13 protein-coding genes are annotated in these 14,042 nt (G+C 62.4%); 1 reads left to right on the top strand and 12 read right to left on the bottom strand.

The window, feature by feature from the left end:
* Window positions 1–17: 17 nt before the first annotated feature.
* Entirely contained in the window at window positions 18–485 is a 468-nt protein-coding gene (nrdR, locus tag J3456_RS08490; RefSeq protein WP_067264800.1) for a transcriptional regulator NrdR, read from the bottom strand.
* Window positions 486–671: 186 nt separating this feature from the next.
* On the opposite strand from nrdR, the gene J3456_RS08485 reads away from it, so the two are divergent.
* Complete coding sequence (locus tag J3456_RS08485; RefSeq protein ID WP_349579763.1) at window positions 672–1,343, top strand: SDR family oxidoreductase; 672 nt, start codon at window positions 672–674, stop codon at window positions 1,341–1,343.
* 18 nt (window positions 1,344–1,361) lie between these two features.
* Here the strand turns inward: J3456_RS08485 and J3456_RS08480 are convergent, their stop codons facing one another.
* From J3456_RS08480 to J3456_RS08430, 11 genes are all read right to left on the bottom strand, one after another.
* On the bottom strand, window positions 1,362–1,778 hold the full coding sequence (locus tag J3456_RS08480) for a secondary thiamine-phosphate synthase enzyme YjbQ (RefSeq protein WP_349579762.1): 417 nt from the start codon (window positions 1,776–1,778) through the stop codon (window positions 1,362–1,364).
* A gap of 1 nt (window position 1,779) precedes the next feature.
* Window positions 1,780–2,259 carry a hypothetical protein gene (locus tag J3456_RS08475; RefSeq protein ID WP_349579761.1) on the bottom strand — a complete coding sequence of 160 codons (480 nt, stop codon included), beginning with the start codon at window positions 2,257–2,259 and terminating at the stop codon, window positions 1,780–1,782.
* A gap of 79 nt (window positions 2,260–2,338) precedes the next feature.
* Complete coding sequence (locus tag J3456_RS08470; protein WP_349579759.1) at window positions 2,339–2,752, bottom strand: hypothetical protein; 414 nt, start codon at window positions 2,750–2,752, stop codon at window positions 2,339–2,341.
* Between the two features lie 103 nt (window positions 2,753–2,855).
* The gene (rpoD, locus tag J3456_RS08465) at window positions 2,856–4,838 is read right to left on the bottom strand and encodes an RNA polymerase sigma factor RpoD (protein ID WP_120352171.1); all 1,983 of its coding nucleotides are present in this window, start codon (window positions 4,836–4,838) and stop codon (window positions 2,856–2,858) included.
* Window positions 4,839–4,974: 136 nt separating this feature from the next.
* The gene (dnaG, locus tag J3456_RS08460; protein ID WP_349579758.1) at window positions 4,975–6,975 is read right to left on the bottom strand and encodes a DNA primase; all 2,001 of its coding nucleotides are present in this window, start codon (window positions 6,973–6,975) and stop codon (window positions 4,975–4,977) included.
* Between the two features lie 114 nt (window positions 6,976–7,089).
* Window positions 7,090–7,398, bottom strand: a complete 309-nt coding sequence (locus J3456_RS08455) for a hypothetical protein (RefSeq protein ID WP_259981781.1) — start codon at window positions 7,396–7,398, stop codon at window positions 7,090–7,092.
* 51 nt (window positions 7,399–7,449) lie between these two features.
* Window positions 7,450–7,986 carry a sarcosine oxidase subunit gamma gene (locus tag J3456_RS08450; protein ID WP_349579757.1) on the bottom strand — a complete coding sequence of 179 codons (537 nt, stop codon included), beginning with the start codon at window positions 7,984–7,986 and terminating at the stop codon, window positions 7,450–7,452.
* Window positions 7,979–10,915 carry a sarcosine oxidase subunit alpha family protein gene (locus tag J3456_RS08445; RefSeq protein WP_349579756.1) on the bottom strand — a complete coding sequence of 979 codons (2,937 nt, stop codon included), beginning with the start codon at window positions 10,913–10,915 and terminating at the stop codon, window positions 7,979–7,981. Before J3456_RS08445 ends, J3456_RS08450 begins: the two co-directional genes overlap by 8 nt.
* Entirely contained in the window at window positions 10,912–11,184 is a 273-nt protein-coding gene (locus J3456_RS08440; protein WP_349579755.1) for a sarcosine oxidase subunit delta, read from the bottom strand. The genes J3456_RS08445 and J3456_RS08440 overlap by 4 nt, the downstream gene beginning before the upstream one ends.
* Before the next feature lie 12 nt (window positions 11,185–11,196).
* A complete protein-coding gene (locus J3456_RS08435; protein WP_349580023.1) occupies window positions 11,197–12,450 on the bottom strand; it encodes a sarcosine oxidase subunit beta family protein in 1,254 nt (417 codons plus the stop codon).
* A gap of 149 nt (window positions 12,451–12,599) precedes the next feature.
* The gene (locus J3456_RS08430; RefSeq protein WP_120350664.1) at window positions 12,600–14,030 is read right to left on the bottom strand and encodes a Glu/Leu/Phe/Val family dehydrogenase; all 1,431 of its coding nucleotides are present in this window, start codon (window positions 14,028–14,030) and stop codon (window positions 12,600–12,602) included.
* Window positions 14,031–14,042 lie beyond the last annotated feature (12 nt).

Genomic DNA, 14,042 nt, shown 5'->3' with positions numbered 1-14,042 from the left:
GCTCACCCGATCGCCGGTCACTCTTCCGGCAGGGCGTCGGGCCGCAGTTCTTGAACGAATTTATCGAAATCATCCGCGGCTTGGAAGTTCTTGTAAACAGAGGCAAAACGCACATAGGCGACCGTGTCGATCCGAGCCAGCGCCTCCATCACGATCTCGCCGATATGTTTCGAGCTGATGTCGGTCTCGCCCATGCTTTCCAACCGCCGCACGATGCCAGAGATCATCTGATCGATACGTTCGGGATCGATGGGGCGCTTTTGCATGGAGATGCGGATCGAGCGTTCCAGCTTGTCGCGGTCAAAGTCTTCGCGTTTGCCGGAGGTCTTGATCACCACAAGATCGCGCAGTTGTACCCGTTCATAAGTGGTAAAGCGCCCCCCGCAGGCCGGGCAGAACCGTCTGCGCCGGATCGAGACGTGATCCTCGGCCGGGCGGCTGTCTTTCACTTGAGTGTCGATATTTCCGCAAAACGGGCAGCGCATGGGCCGTCCCCCTCTTAATCCTGCCTCACTTGTGGGGCGCGCGGCCCTCTTGTCAAAACTTATAGGGGAGCCGCGAGGTTTTGGGTAGAGAAGATTTCCACAGCTAGATGTTGCGTTCAAAAATGTGTCATGGACCCAACGCCATGCCCGGGCGTTGGTCAGCCAAGGACATAAACGGAGCATGCTATGACCAAGACACTTTTCCTCACCGGTGCCTCCAGCGGGATCGGCGCGGCCACCGCGCGAGCCGCAGCGAAGGCGGGCTGGAACATCGGCCTATTCGCCCGCAGCGAAGAGAAACTAAACGCCCTCGCCGATGAGATTGGCGATCAGGCGCTGGTGCTCGTGGGCGACGCCACCGATTACGACGCGCAGAAACAGGCGCTCGACAAGCTCGCCGATCACTTTGGCGGGGTCGATGCGGCATTCGCCAATGCCGGACGTGGCACCAGCCCTGCAGGGACCGAAAAAGGCGATCCGCAGGATTGGAAGGCGATGGTGGACCTCAATATCATGGGCGCGCTCTATACCGCTCATGCCGCCATGCCGCATCTGCGCAAAACGACCGGGCAATATGTCGTCACCGGCTCTGCCGCAGGACGGCGCCATATCCAAGGCTCGATTTATAGCGCCACCAAATGGTTCATCCACGGTTTCGCGGGCAATCTGGCGGATGAGATGGCCGAATGGGGTGGCCGTTGCATGGTCGTATCCCCCGGCATGGTCGATACCGCCTTTTTCGATGAGGCCAAGCCCGACAAGCTGCAACCCGAGGACGTGGCAAATGCCGTGATGCATGCCCTCGACGCCCCTGCGCGGGCGGCGGTGCGTGAAATCCATCTGATGCCGACGGGCTAAGCCCGGTCCGGTCCGGCGTCAGTCGGGCCGGAAATGCGCCGCGATCTGCCGCTGATGCGGGGCGTTGCGGTGCTCGAACAGATAGATGCCCTGCCATGTCCCCAACATCATCCGCCCCCGCGCCACGGGGATGCTGAGGCTGACAGGCAGCACCGAGGCTTTGATATGCGCAGGCATGTCATCCGGCCCTTCCAACAAATGCGTGAGATAGCCCATTTGCGGCGCATCCGCAGGCGGCACCAGCCGCGCGAAATAGGCCAGAAGGTCGCGCTGCACATCCGGATCGGCGTTCTCTTGGATCAACAGCGAGGCAGAGGTGTGCCGCACGAGCAGCGTCAGCAGCCCATCGCCCTGCCCGGCAAGCCAGCGGGCGACCTCATCGGTGAATTCGTAGAGCGCCTGACCGCGCGTTTCGACGGTAAATACAGTCTGCATCTTAGCAGGCTCCCCATTTTTGCGCGTCGGCATCCCAGCATCGGCCCGCCGCCTGTTTCGCGTCGCTGAGCGCAAAGAGCCCCAGTTCCGCCGTGCCGCTATCGCAGGTAAGCGCTGCGATCTCGCGGCCCTGCTCGGTCACTGTCACACCGCCATTGCTGGTTTGATCAATCTTGTCGTATGCGCCGTAGACCTCATAGGAAAACGCGCCGTTGCGAAAGGTCGTGCTCTCCCAAATGGCGCGACCAATCCCCGGCCAAGGCTGATGCGCGACCTCCTTAATCGATGCGCTCAACCTCAGGTCAGGTGCGGTGTGAGGGCCAAAGCGATAGGTTACGCGATCCCCGGTGATACAGACATCCAATTGCTTGGTGCCCCTGCCGGTCGTACAGCTCAAAACCGTGGTGCTGCCCGCGCCGCAATGGGCAGCGGCTTGGCCAACGCCGAGGGTCAAAAACAGGCTGGCAAGAACGAGACGCATGAGATTGATCCACCGCAACATCCCCCGCAGGATAGGCCCGAGGTGCCGCGTAGGCAACGGTCTGGGTCAGAGGGTGGCTTTAGAAATCTTCTAACTCGATCAGGTGGTCCAAACAGAACTGGCGCGCATGGTGGCTGGGCAGGTTCTCTCCGGCGCGGTTGATCGTGACGGAATAGGACTGCCCCCTGTCGCCGCTCACCCGCTCAGGATTGGTGGTGTAAACGACGCCAGAGCGGCCCACGCCGCTCACCGACGGGCCGCGGGGTGTTTTGATATAGAGCCGCTCCCCCCGCGGGAGGCCCAGAACGTCCTGCGCAAACTCCGCCGCGGCGCACCAGATGTGACGCGCGCCTGCGCCGTGGTCTTCGATCACCTCGAACTCCTGCGCGGTGAGGGGCACGACGATCAGCCGGTTCTCGGCTCGGTGAGCCTGTGCGGCAGCTTGGAGCGGCAGCACCAAGCACAGAAGGGTGAGGACAGTTTTGCGCATCATGGGAACCTTCTTGGGATACCCTCTTGATGTAAGCGGCACGGGCAGCGGGTCAAAGGCCCTGCCCCCACAAAAGAAAACGCGGCCACCGGGGCCGCGTTTTGCATTATTGATCAAGGAAGCTGCGCAGCTTGCGCGAGCGGCTCGGATGTTTGAGCTTGCGCAATGCCTTGGCTTCGATCTGGCGAATACGTTCGCGGGTGACCGAGAACTGCTGACCGACTTCTTCAAGCGTGTGGTCGGTGTTCATGCCGATGCCAAACCGCATCCGCAAAACCCTCTCCTCCCGCGGGGTGAGCGAGGACAGCACGCGTGTCGTGGTCTCTTTGAGGTTTTCCTGAATTGCGCTGTCGAGCGGCAGCACGGCATTCTTGTCCTCGATGAAATCGCCCAGTTGGCTGTCTTCCTCATCGCCGATGGGCGTCTCGAGCGAGATCGGCTCCTTGGCGATCTTCATCACCTTGCGGACCTTTTCGAGCGGCATCTGCAGCTTCTCGGCCAGTTCTTCCGGCGTCGGCTCGCGGCCGATTTCGTGCAGCATCTGGCGACCCGTCCGAACCAGCTTGTTGATCGTCTCGATCATATGCACCGGAATACGGATGGTGCGCGCCTGATCCGCGATCGAACGGGTGATCGCCTGCCGGATCCACCACGTTGCATAGGTGGAGAACTTGTAGCCGCGGCGGTACTCGAACTTATCCACGGCCTTCATCAGGCCGATGTTACCTTCCTGAATGAGATCAAGGAATTGCAAGCCGCGGTTCGTGTACTTCTTGGCGATGGAGATGACGAGGCGCAGGTTCGCTTCGACCATTTCCTTCTTGGCCTGACGGGCTTCTTTTTCGCCCTTCTGGACCTGCTGCACGATGCGGCGGAATTCAGAGATATCAAGACCGACATACTGACCGACCTGCGCCATGTCAGCGCGCAATTCTTCGACCTTGTCGGAGGAGCGTTCGATGAACATCTGCCAGCCGCGACCGGACTTTTCGGCCATCCGCTCCATCCAGTTGGGATCAAGCTCGTAGCCGCGGTAGTTGTCGACGAACTCCTTGCGGTTGATGCGCGCTTGGTCGGCGAGCTTCACCATCGCGCTGTCGATCTGCATGATGCGGCGGTTGATGCCGTAAAGCTGGTCGATCAGGGCTTCGATACGGTTGTTGTGCAGGTGCAGTTCATTCACCAACAGCACGATCTCGGACCGCAGCTTTTGGTACATCGCTTCCTGATCTTTGGTGAAAGACCCGTCTTCGTTCAGCGTGGCCGAGATACGGCTGTCCTGCATCGCGCTGAGCTTTTCGTAGTCGTCGGCGATGATGTCGAGCGCTTCGAGAACCTGAGGCTTCAGCGCCGCTTCCATGGCCGCAAGGCTCATGTTGGCCTGTTCGTCCTCATCGTCGTCGTCGTCGGATGAGATCGGGTTGCCGTCGGCGTCGTACTCGGGCTTGGCTTCTTCGCTCTTGGTCTCGGTCCCGGCGGCAGGGGCCACGACCGGCGTGGTTTCTTCCTCATCGCCCATCTGCGTGCCAAAAGTCGCCTCAAGGTCGATCACGTCGCGCAGCAGAATGTCTTCGGACAGAAGTTCGTCGCGCCAGATGGTGATCGCCTGAAACGTCAGCGGGCTTTCGCAAAGCCCCGCGATCATCGTGTTACGGCCGGCCTCGATCCGCTTGGCGATGGCGATCTCGCCCTCACGGCTAAGCAACTCAACGCTGCCCATCTCGCGCAGGTACATGCGGACCGGGTCATCGGTGCGGTCGAGCTTTTCAGAGGTGCCAGAGGACAGCGCCACATCACGGTTGGACTCGGTGGTCGTGACTTCGGTCGAGCCTTTGTTCTCTTCCTCTTCGGCCTCTTCGTCTTCGATGATGTTGATGCCCATTTCCGACAGCATCGACATCACGTCTTCGATCTGTTCCGAGCTTACCTGATCGGGCGGCAGCACCGTGTTGAGCTGATCATAGGTGATATAGCCCTTCTCGCGGGCCTCACCGATCATCTTCTTCACGGCGGCTTGGCTCATGTCGAGCGAGTGGCCAGCCTCTGAATCGTTGCTCTTTGCGTCGTCATTCGTATCTTTGGCAGCCATCTCATGCTCCTTCAGCGCGTCAGCGCGAATCATCCGCAGACGATTCGGTTTTCCGAATCATGCGGGGTTATTGGTGATTCTTAAACCCGTTGCCCAGCATTTTCAAAAAGTCCTGCAAATGGGCCACGCTGATGCCTCATCCGCGACCCTTCGACTTCTCATATTTAATCGTTCCCAAGAGCGCATCCAGTGCGCTGCGTTCATCGCGGTCCATGGTCATGCCGTTGTCGCCCACGTCGAATTCCCCGTTGCTTTCTTCCTGCGCGCTGCGGCGGGCAAGGTCGGCGGCGCGGGCCGCTTCGCTCAGACGCCAGGTTACCCCCTCGTCCGCCGGGCCACTGAGGTCTTCGACGGCTTCGGCAATCTCTTCGTTCAGCCCACGGGCGGCATCCAGCTTGGCCAGTTCCTCGGCCACGGTCAGGCGGGTCATGTCCACGTTGCCGGGATTGCGAATGCAGGGCGTGATGGCAACGTGGCGTTGCCCCTTCATGTTTTCAAGTGTCTCCCAGCCGATGGCATAGGAAATCTCATCGCGCAGCGTCTCTTGGCCCGCGTGGCCAAAGCGCAGCAGAAGATCGCGCAGCCGGGCGTGGTCGGGATCATCGCAGCGCATCGCCTCCAACCCGGTCTCGAATGTCTCGACCAATTGCGGGCAGTCCACGAGGGCCACGAGGATCACCGCCTCGCGCAGGTGCATGCCCACCTGTTCATCGCTCATCGCCACGAGGGCCGAGGCTTTCGTACTCGCCAAAGGCGCCAGCGGCGCGCCCCATGGAGCACCCTTGCCCCCTTTGCCCCCGCCTTTGCCCGAGCCCCTGCCGCCCACGGGGCGGAAATCAGGGCGCTGTTTTTGCGGGCGGAAGAGGTCCCACCGCAGGTCTTTGATCTCTTGCCCATAGTGGCTGCGGATCGACGGATCGCGGATAAGTTTAATCTTTTCACGCAGACTTTTATCCAGCGCCGCTTTTCGTTCGGGGCTGTCAAAGACCTTGCCCTCGGTCTCGCGCTGCCACAGCAGGCGCACCATGGGCAGGGCGCTGTCCAAAAGCTTTTGCAGGGCCCCGGCCCCTTGGGCCCGCAGCAGATCGTCGGGGTCTTGCCCCTCGGGCATCACCGCGAAACGCAGACTTTGCCCGGCCTCTAGCAGCGGAAGCGCCAGATCGATCAGCCGAAGCGCCGCACGCTGGCCCGCCGCGTCGCCATCCAGCGTGATGATCGGCTCAGGCGCGATCCGCCAAAGCATCTGCAACTGGTTCTCGGTAATCGCAGTGCCAAGCGGGGCCACGGCCCCCTCGAACCCCGCCCCGTGCAGGGCAATCACATCCATATAGCCTTCGGCCACGATCAGCGGCTGTCCCCGACCTGCAGCGGCGCGGGCGTCTTTCACGTTGTAAAGGCTGCGGCCCTTGTCGAAGAGTTCCGTCTCAGGCGAGTTAAGGTATTTCGCCTTATCCTCCGGGTCCATCGCGCGACCGCCAAAAGCAATCGCCCGGCCCCGGGCATCGCGGATCGGGAACATGATCCGGCCCCGGAAAGTGTCATAGGGTTTGCCCCCCTTGGACGACGGCTTGGCCAGCCCCGCCCCGAGGATCAACTCATCCGCGACACCCTTGGATTTGAGCGCATCCCAAAGCCCCTGCCAACCGTTCGGCGCAAAGCCGATCTCCCAATGCGCCTGCGCCTGTTCCGAGAGACCGCGCTTGGCCAGATAATCCCGCGCTGCCCCCGCCGCGCCGGTGCGCAATTGCATGCGGAACCACTGCACTGCCTGCTCCATCACCTCAGCCAATTGCGTGCGTTTGTCGGCCTTGGCCTGCGCGCGCGGGTCTTGCTTGGGCACCGGCATGCCGACTTCACGGGCGATGATCTCTACCGCCTCCATAAAGCTCACATTCTCGGTTTCGCGCACGAAAGAGATCGCATCCCCCTTCGCGTGACAACCAAAGCAATAGTAGAAACCCTTGCGGTCATCGACGTGAAAGCTGGCGGATTTTTCCTGATGGAAAGGGCATGGCGCCCACATGTCGCCCTTGCCCTGATTGGACTTTCGGTTGTCCCATATGACCTTGCGCCCCACCACCTGAGACAGGCTGGCGCGGTCACGCAGTTCTTCCAAAAATCCAGGGGGCAGGCTCATGACTTCATATACCGGGCGGGGCGGATCAGAGTCCAGAGGAGGCAGGTCAGCCACGGGCGGCAAAGCGCCCTTCCATGCCGAGCAGCGCCCCTGCCCGGCATGGTCTTTGTTAACTTACTGCGCGAGGCACATTTCTTTCCACGCGGCGGAGAGATCGTTCTTTTTCACGTCGCGCATTTTCATTTCATAAACCCAAGGAGTCACCAGCGGGATCGCGGTGTTAAAGCTCTCGGGCCATGTCGCCTTGGCCTTCACGGCGGCGGGCACTTCGCGTTCCTTCACCCGGTCAAGCCGCGCCTGCTGCACGGCGGCGACCACGGCGGCCTGATGCATACAGCTGTCTTCTTTTTTCGAGGCTGCCAGCGCCGGGCCCGAGACCGCCATGCTCATCGCGGCCAATGCGGCCAAAATCGTTCTGTTCATGTCTATGCTCCGTTGTTTGCCAAACGGGGATTCGGGCCCCCGCCGGACAACCTAGCGCCGCGACGCCACCGCTTCCATAGCGCGGCGCAACTCCTGCACCAAAGTGGCAGCCATCGACCGATAGACCAACAATAGAAACCCGGTGTCGGTGCGGGTGATTGAGGCGGGTATCTCGCGCAACTGGCTGCGCAGGGTTTGGCCGGGTTTGAACGTCGCACTGCGCAGATCGACAGGGACCAACCGCGCCAGCACATCCTCGGCCCCCGGCCCCTGCAATTCCGCCACCGCCCAGCCGTCTGAGACATCGACGAGCGCTGCATGTTTCATCAGCGCCTCGCCCGGCGCAACACCGACGAGCAGCGCTTCGTCCCGACCAAACCACAGGCAGCGGGCATCGCCCTTGGCGGTGCTGCGTAGCGGGTCCGGCAAGGCGAGGCCATGGGCCGCTTCAAGCGCCTCTGACAGGCCCGCGCGATCGAACGCGCCCAAGACGGTCAACTGACCCATGTCACAGGCCGCCACCGTCATGCCGCCAATCTTTAACGGGAGCAGGTCGCCAAAGGGCGATTGCGGTTTCAATTCAACCACGGGCGCGCCCTCCTTCGGGGTCGACAAAGACCGGGGCGCAGATCTCCACTTCGGCCTCTATCTCGCGCAGGTGATCGACCATGCGCATCACTTCACCGTGCCGCTGGCGGCCCCGTGTGACCAAGCCCAGCCCGATAAAGGTGCCGATATCCGGTGAAAAGCCGACCGAGGTCGTATGCCCCTGCGCATTCTCGCGGCTTGCCTCGGCTCCGGCCTCAAACAAAAACGCCCCAGCCGTCAACTGTTTCACCGCGCCCACGGGCCGCAGCCCCACCAACTGCCCCCGCTCCGGATCGCGCAGGCCGGGGCGTTCCGACATGGTCTTGCCGATACAATCCTTCGCGTCCGACACCATCCGCTCCATGCCGATGTCGCCCGCCGTGGCGCGGCCATCGATCTCGGCATGGGTGATATGGCCCTTTTCCAGCCGCAACACGTTGAGCGCCTCCATCCCGTAGGCGCCGCCCTCCAGCGCCTCGGCCCGCGCCACCAGCAGATCGAACAGCGCCGCACCAAAGCGCGCGGGCACCGCGATTTCATAGGCATGTTCACCGGAGAACGAGATGCGAAACAGCCGCGCCTCAACCCCGCCGAGCCGCACATCGCCGCAGGCCATAAAGGGAAAGCTCTCGTTGTCGACCTGCTGCTCCAGCAGCCCATTCAGCAATTCGCGCGACTTCGGTCCTGCCACAGCGAACTGCGCCCAATGTTCAGTGACCGAGGTCAGTTTCACCTGCCACTCGGGGTGCAGACATTGGGTGACGAATTCCAGATGCCGCATCACTTCGCCTGCTGCACCCGTGGTGGTGGTCATCAGGAAATGCGCTTCGCCCAAACGCGCGCAGGTGCCATCATCCATGACGAAACCGTCCTCACGCAGCATCAGCCCATAGCGCACCTTACCGACCTTCAATGTGCTGAAGGTATTGGCATAAACCAGATCCAGCAGCTTGGCCGCATCCGGCCCCTGAATGTCGATCTTGCCCAAGGTCGAGACATCGCAGACCCCAACCGCCTTACGCACAAATCCAACCTCGCGGTCACAGGACTGCCGCCAGTTGCGTTCCTGCCCGCGCGGGAAATAGCTGGGGCGGTACCACAGCCCCGCCTCCACCATTGGCGCGTTCATCGCGAGGCTGGCGGCATGGCTGGTGGTCAGCCGCTCAGGCGCAAAGCCCTTGCCCTGCCCGCCCGCGCCCATCGCTGCAATCGCAACCGGGGTATAGGGCGGGCGGAAGGTGGTCGTGCCCGTCTCGGCAATCCCACGCCCCGTCGCATCGGCCAGCACCGCCAGCGCCGCGACGTTGGAGCTTTTGCCCTGATCCGGCGCCATGCCCTGCGTCGTGTAGCGCTTCATATGCTCAACCGAGCGAAAGTTCTCCGCCGCCGCCTGCTGCACGTCTTTCACGCAGACATCGTTCTGAAAATCGAGCCACGCCCGGCCCTTGCTCGGCACCGCCCAGAGGGGTTTGAGAGTGTATGGCGCATCATCGGCCCGTGGAAGGTCCACGGCCTCTGCTTTGCGGCTCAACGCCTCCAGCGCGTCCCCGGCCGCTGCCACACCCGCTGCAAGGCAGCCGTGAGTCGAGAAGGTACCATTGCACGCCCCCGCCACATGCATCCCCGGCACCGCGCCGGGGGTTGGCACGAAGGCGTGGATCGCTGGTTCCCACGTCGGCCGCCCGCTCAGATGACAGGTCAGATGCACCGAAGGATTCCAGCCCCCCGACATGGCCAGACAGTCGGCCTGTATCTTGTGCTCTCCGCCCGCCGTGCGGATGGTCACGGCCTCCAATTCCTTGCGGCCCGAAGCGTTGCAGACCACGGCCCCGCGCAGCACCGGGAAATCCGCGCCATCGACGCTGACCCCCTCGCGGCTGTCGATCAATGCGGCGACATGCACCCCCGCCGCAGCCAGATCGCAGGCGGTGCGATGCGCGTCGTCGTTGTTGCCGAAAACCGCCACTTGCTTGCCCGGTGCCACGCCCCAGCGATTCAGATAGGCCCGCACGGCACCGGCCGTCATGATGCCGGGGCGGTCGTTGTTGGCGAAGGCCACGGGGCGCTCTAACGCGCCCGTCGCGAGGATGGATTGCTTGGCCGCGATGCGCCAGAAACACTCCAGTGGTGCACCTTCGCCCCGCCGCGCGCGGTGTTGGTTGACCCGTTCGAGCGCGCCGAACATGCCGCCGTCATAGGCCCCGGTGACCGTGGTGCGCGGCATCAGGCGGACGTTGTCCATCGCTGCAAGTTCCGCAACTACGCCTGCGGCCCAAGCGTGACCCGGCTGGCCGTCGATGCTCTCGCTCTCACAGTTAAGCCGCCCGCCCATCAGCGCATCCTCATCCGCGAGGATCACATCTGCCCCGGACCGCGCAGCCGTCAGCGCCGCCATCAGACCAGCTGGCCCCGCGCCGATGACCAAGAGGTCGCAAAAGCCATAGGCTTTCTCATAGGCGTCGGCATTGGGTTGACCGCTCAGCCGACCATGCCCCGCAGCACGGCGGATCACCGGCTCATAAACGCGCCGCCAGAACCTGCGCGGCCACATGAAGGTCTTGTAATAGAACCCCGCCCCCAGAAAAGGCGCGCCAAGGTCGTTTACCGCCATCATATCAAAATCAAGGCTCGGCCAAGCGTTCTGGCTGCGCACCGCCAGCCCCTCGTAAATCTCTTGCATCGTAGCGCGGACGTTGGGCTCTGACGCGGGACCGACACCTGTGGTCACCAGCGCGTTCGGCTCTTCGCTGCCCGCACTGAGTACCCCGCGCAGGCGGTGGCATTTGAACGACCGCCCCATCAGCCGCTGCCCGTTCGCCAGCATGGCCGAGGCGACCGTATCGCCCGCAAAGCCGTCATAGCGCCGCCCGTCGAAGGTGAAACTGACCGGCTTGTTTCGGTCGATCAATCCGCGCCCTGCGATCCTCATGCCATGGCCCTTTTCACATCCGATGCCAGTTCCACGGCCTGCACCACATGGGTCACCGTATTGCGGGTGACGACCAGCCACGCGCCGCAACCGCTCTCATGCTGCCACAGGTCGCGCGTCTGCCCTGCCGGGTTGTCGCGCAGGTGGAGGTAGCCGTCCCAGAGATCATCCCCGGCCTCGGGTGCTGGCCGCGCCAAGGCGATGGCGTCGCCGCGATAATAGAACTCTCGCCGGTCCCGGCTGCCGCAAATGGGGCATTCAATCCGCATGGTCGCCCTCCCTCAATGCAAGTTATGCTGAGACCCGGTGGCCTCTTCATCCATCAGACCTTCGCCCGAGCGGAAGCGGTCGAGCCTAAAGCCCGCCGCCGTCTCATGGGGCTGGCCGGTCGCCATCAAATGCGCCAGCGCATAGCCCGAGGCGGGCACCGCTTTGAAGCCGCCGTAACACCAGCCGCAATCGATGAACAAACCTTGCGTATCGGTCTTGTCGATGATCGGGCTGCCATCGGGGGTCATGTCCATGATCCCACCCCAAGAACGCAGCACGCGGGCCTTGCCGAGCATCGGCATCAGGGTCATCCCCGCCTCCATCACATGCTCCATCATCGGCAGATTGCCCCGTTGCGCATAGGAGGCGTAGAAATCCAGATCGCCGCCAAAGACCAAACCGCCCTTGTCCGATTGGCTGATATAGAAATGCCCCATGCCGAAGCTCACCACGTGGTCAATCACCGGCTTTAACCCTTCGGTCACGAAGGCCTGCAAGACATGGCTTTCAATCGGCAGGCGCATCCCGGCCATCGCGGCGACTTGGCCCGAGCGCCCCGCTGTGACGATCGCCACCTTCTTGGCCCGTATCGGCCCGCGGGTGGTTTGCACGCCGCGCACCTTGCCGTTCTTAATGTCGATGCCGGTGACCTCGCATTGCTGGATCAGATCGACGCCGCGCTGGTCCGCGCCACGGGCATAGCCCCACGCCACTGCATCATGCCGTGCGGTGCCGCCACGCCGGTGCAGCAGCCCGCCATGGATCGGAAAGCGGCCATTGTCGTAATCCAGATAGGGCAGCAGTTTGCGCAGGCCGTCGCGGTCGAGCAATTCCGCATCGTCGCCTTGATTGATAATCGCATTGCCCCGCCGGGCCGAAGCATCGCGCTGCGCGTCGGAGTGAAACAGGGTGATCACGCCGCGCTGGCTGAACATGACGTTATAGTTCAACTCTTCCGACAGCCCCTCCCAGAGCTTCAGCGAATGGCTGTAGAACTCGGAATTGCCCGGCAAAAAGTAATTGCCCCGCACCACGGTCGTGTTGCGCCCCACGTTCCCCCCGCCGAGGTAGCCTTTTTCAAGCACCGCGATATTCGTCATCCCGTGGTTCTTGGCGAGGTAATAGGCCGTGCTCAGCCCATGGCCGCCGCCCCCGATGATCACCGCGTCATATTCCGCCTGCGGCTCTGGATCGCGCCACTGCGCTGTCCAACCGCGATTGCCGGTCAAACCTTCGCGCAACACCCGCAGTCCTGAAAATCGCATCATTCGCCTCCCCCGGTCTTGCCGCAGTCAAGCAACTTGGGGCGCAAGTATCAATGACCGAAAACGCCCTCCGCCCCCATCGTGGGCCCGCTCAGCAAAAAGGGGCGCACTGCGCCCCTTTTCGTTCACTTAAAGGGAAACAAGCCCCCTCAAAGCCCCTTGGCGTGATAGCTTGCCGCGACCTTTTCAATCGAGACCAGATAGGCGGCCGTGCGCAGGTCATCGACATCGTCGCGGCTGTGCCAGACATGCGCCATCGCCTCATAGGCCGTGCGCATCGTGTCGTCCAAGCCAGAGCGGACCAGCTCCAACTCGCCCGCGCCGCGCAGGTACTTCTCTTTGAAGTTCGGGCTTAGGGTCCACCCCAGTTGCTTGTCCGCGCTCAGCCGCTCAAGCTCATCCACCACCAGTTGGTGACGCGATTCCTCGGCGCGGCGCTGCATACGGCCAAAGCGGATGTGGCTAAGGTTCTTGACCCACTCGAAATACGAGACCGTCACACCGCCCGCGTTGGCATACATATCCGGCACGATGACCGTGCCCTTCTTGCGCAGCACCTCATCCGCTCCGGCGGTCACAGGGCCATTGGCGGCCTCGATGATCAGCGGCGCTTGGATACGCTCGGCATTGCTGAGGTTGATGACACCTTCAAGCGCGGCAGGGATCAAGATATCGCATTCCGCTTCCAGAAACTTGGCGCCATCTTCCTCAAACTTCGCGTCAGCGTAGCCTTTGATGCTGCCGTGCTTTTCGATCCACTTGTGCACGGCTTCGACGTTCAGCCCGTCCTCGCTGTGCAGCGCGCCATCGCGTTCGATGATCGCGGTGATCTTTGCGCCATCCTCTTCGCTCAGGAACTTGGCGGCGTGATAGCCCACATTGCCGAGACCCTGAATGATGACCCGCTTGCCCTCAAGCTTACCGCTCAGACCGGCTTTCTTCAGGCCCTCGGGATCACGGAAGAAGGCTTGCAACGCATATTGCACGCCCCGGCCCGTCGCCTCGGTCCGGCCTTGGATGCCGCCCGCGTTGATCGGCTTGCCGGTGACACAGGCGACACCGTTGATGTCGGTGGTGTTCATGCGTTTGTATTGATCCGCGATCCACGCCATCTCACGCTCGCCAGTGCCCATGTCGGGGGCGGGCACGTTCTGCGCGGGATTGATCATGTCGCGTTTGATCAGCTCATAGGCAAAACGCCGGGTGATCAGCTCTAGCTCATGCTCGTCGTAGTCGCGCGGATCAATGCAGAGCCCGCCCTTGGAGCCGCCAAAGGGCGCTTCGACCAAGGCGCATTTATAGGTCATCAGCGCCGCCAGCGCTTCGACCTCGTTCTGGTTCACGGCCATGGAGTAGCGAATGCCGCCCTTCACGGGCTCCATATGTTCCGAATGCACCGAGCGGTAGCCGGTGAAAGTATGCATACGGCCCCGCAGGCGGACGCCGAAACGCACCGTGTAGGTGGCGTTGCAGACGCGGATTTTCTCTTCAAGACCGGGTGGCAAATCCATCAGCGCGACCGCGCGGTTGAACATCAGGTCCACACTGTCGCGGAAACTCGGCTCATTGGCTGGATTCATCGGTCTCTCCTC

This window comes from Sulfitobacter sp. NFXS29, assembly GCF_040148765.1.
Taxonomy (GTDB): Bacteria; Pseudomonadota; Alphaproteobacteria; order Rhodobacterales; family Rhodobacteraceae; genus Sulfitobacter.
This window is presented reverse-complemented; position numbering and strand designations above follow the sequence as displayed.

What these genes read in the sequence shown, in the direction of transcription:
- J3456_RS08440 (WP_349579755.1), bottom strand. Translation starts at nt 11,184, where the DNA reads ATGCGGATTGAATGCCCCATTTGCGGCAGCCGGGACCGGCGAGAGTTC.
- J3456_RS08485 (WP_349579763.1), top strand. Translation starts at nt 672, where the DNA reads ATGACCAAGACACTTTTCCTCACCGGTGCCTCCAGCGGGATCGGCGCG.
- dnaG (WP_349579758.1), bottom strand. Translation starts at nt 6,975, where the DNA reads ATGAGCCTGCCCCCTGGATTTTTGGAAGAACTGCGTGACCGCGCCAGC.
- rpoD (WP_120352171.1), bottom strand. Translation starts at nt 4,838, where the DNA reads ATGGCTGCCAAAGATACGAATGACGACGCAAAGAGCAACGATTCAGAG.
- J3456_RS08430 (WP_120350664.1), bottom strand. Translation starts at nt 14,030, where the DNA reads ATGAATCCAGCCAATGAGCCGAGTTTCCGCGACAGTGTGGACCTGATG.
- J3456_RS08470 (WP_349579759.1), bottom strand. Translation starts at nt 2,752, where the DNA reads ATGATGCGCAAAACTGTCCTCACCCTTCTGTGCTTGGTGCTGCCGCTC.
- J3456_RS08445 (WP_349579756.1), bottom strand. Translation starts at nt 10,915, where the DNA reads ATGAGGATCGCAGGGCGCGGATTGATCGACCGAAACAAGCCGGTCAGT.
- nrdR (WP_067264800.1), bottom strand. Translation starts at nt 485, where the DNA reads ATGCGCTGCCCGTTTTGCGGAAATATCGACACTCAAGTGAAAGACAGC.
- J3456_RS08480 (WP_349579762.1), bottom strand. Translation starts at nt 1,778, where the DNA reads ATGCAGACTGTATTTACCGTCGAAACGCGCGGTCAGGCGCTCTACGAA.
- J3456_RS08435 (WP_349580023.1), bottom strand. Translation starts at nt 12,450, where the DNA reads ATGCGATTTTCAGGACTGCGGGTGTTGCGCGAAGGTTTGACCGGCAAT.
- J3456_RS08455 (WP_259981781.1), bottom strand. Translation starts at nt 7,398, where the DNA reads ATGAACAGAACGATTTTGGCCGCATTGGCCGCGATGAGCATGGCGGTC.
- J3456_RS08475 (WP_349579761.1), bottom strand. Translation starts at nt 2,259, where the DNA reads ATGCGTCTCGTTCTTGCCAGCCTGTTTTTGACCCTCGGCGTTGGCCAA.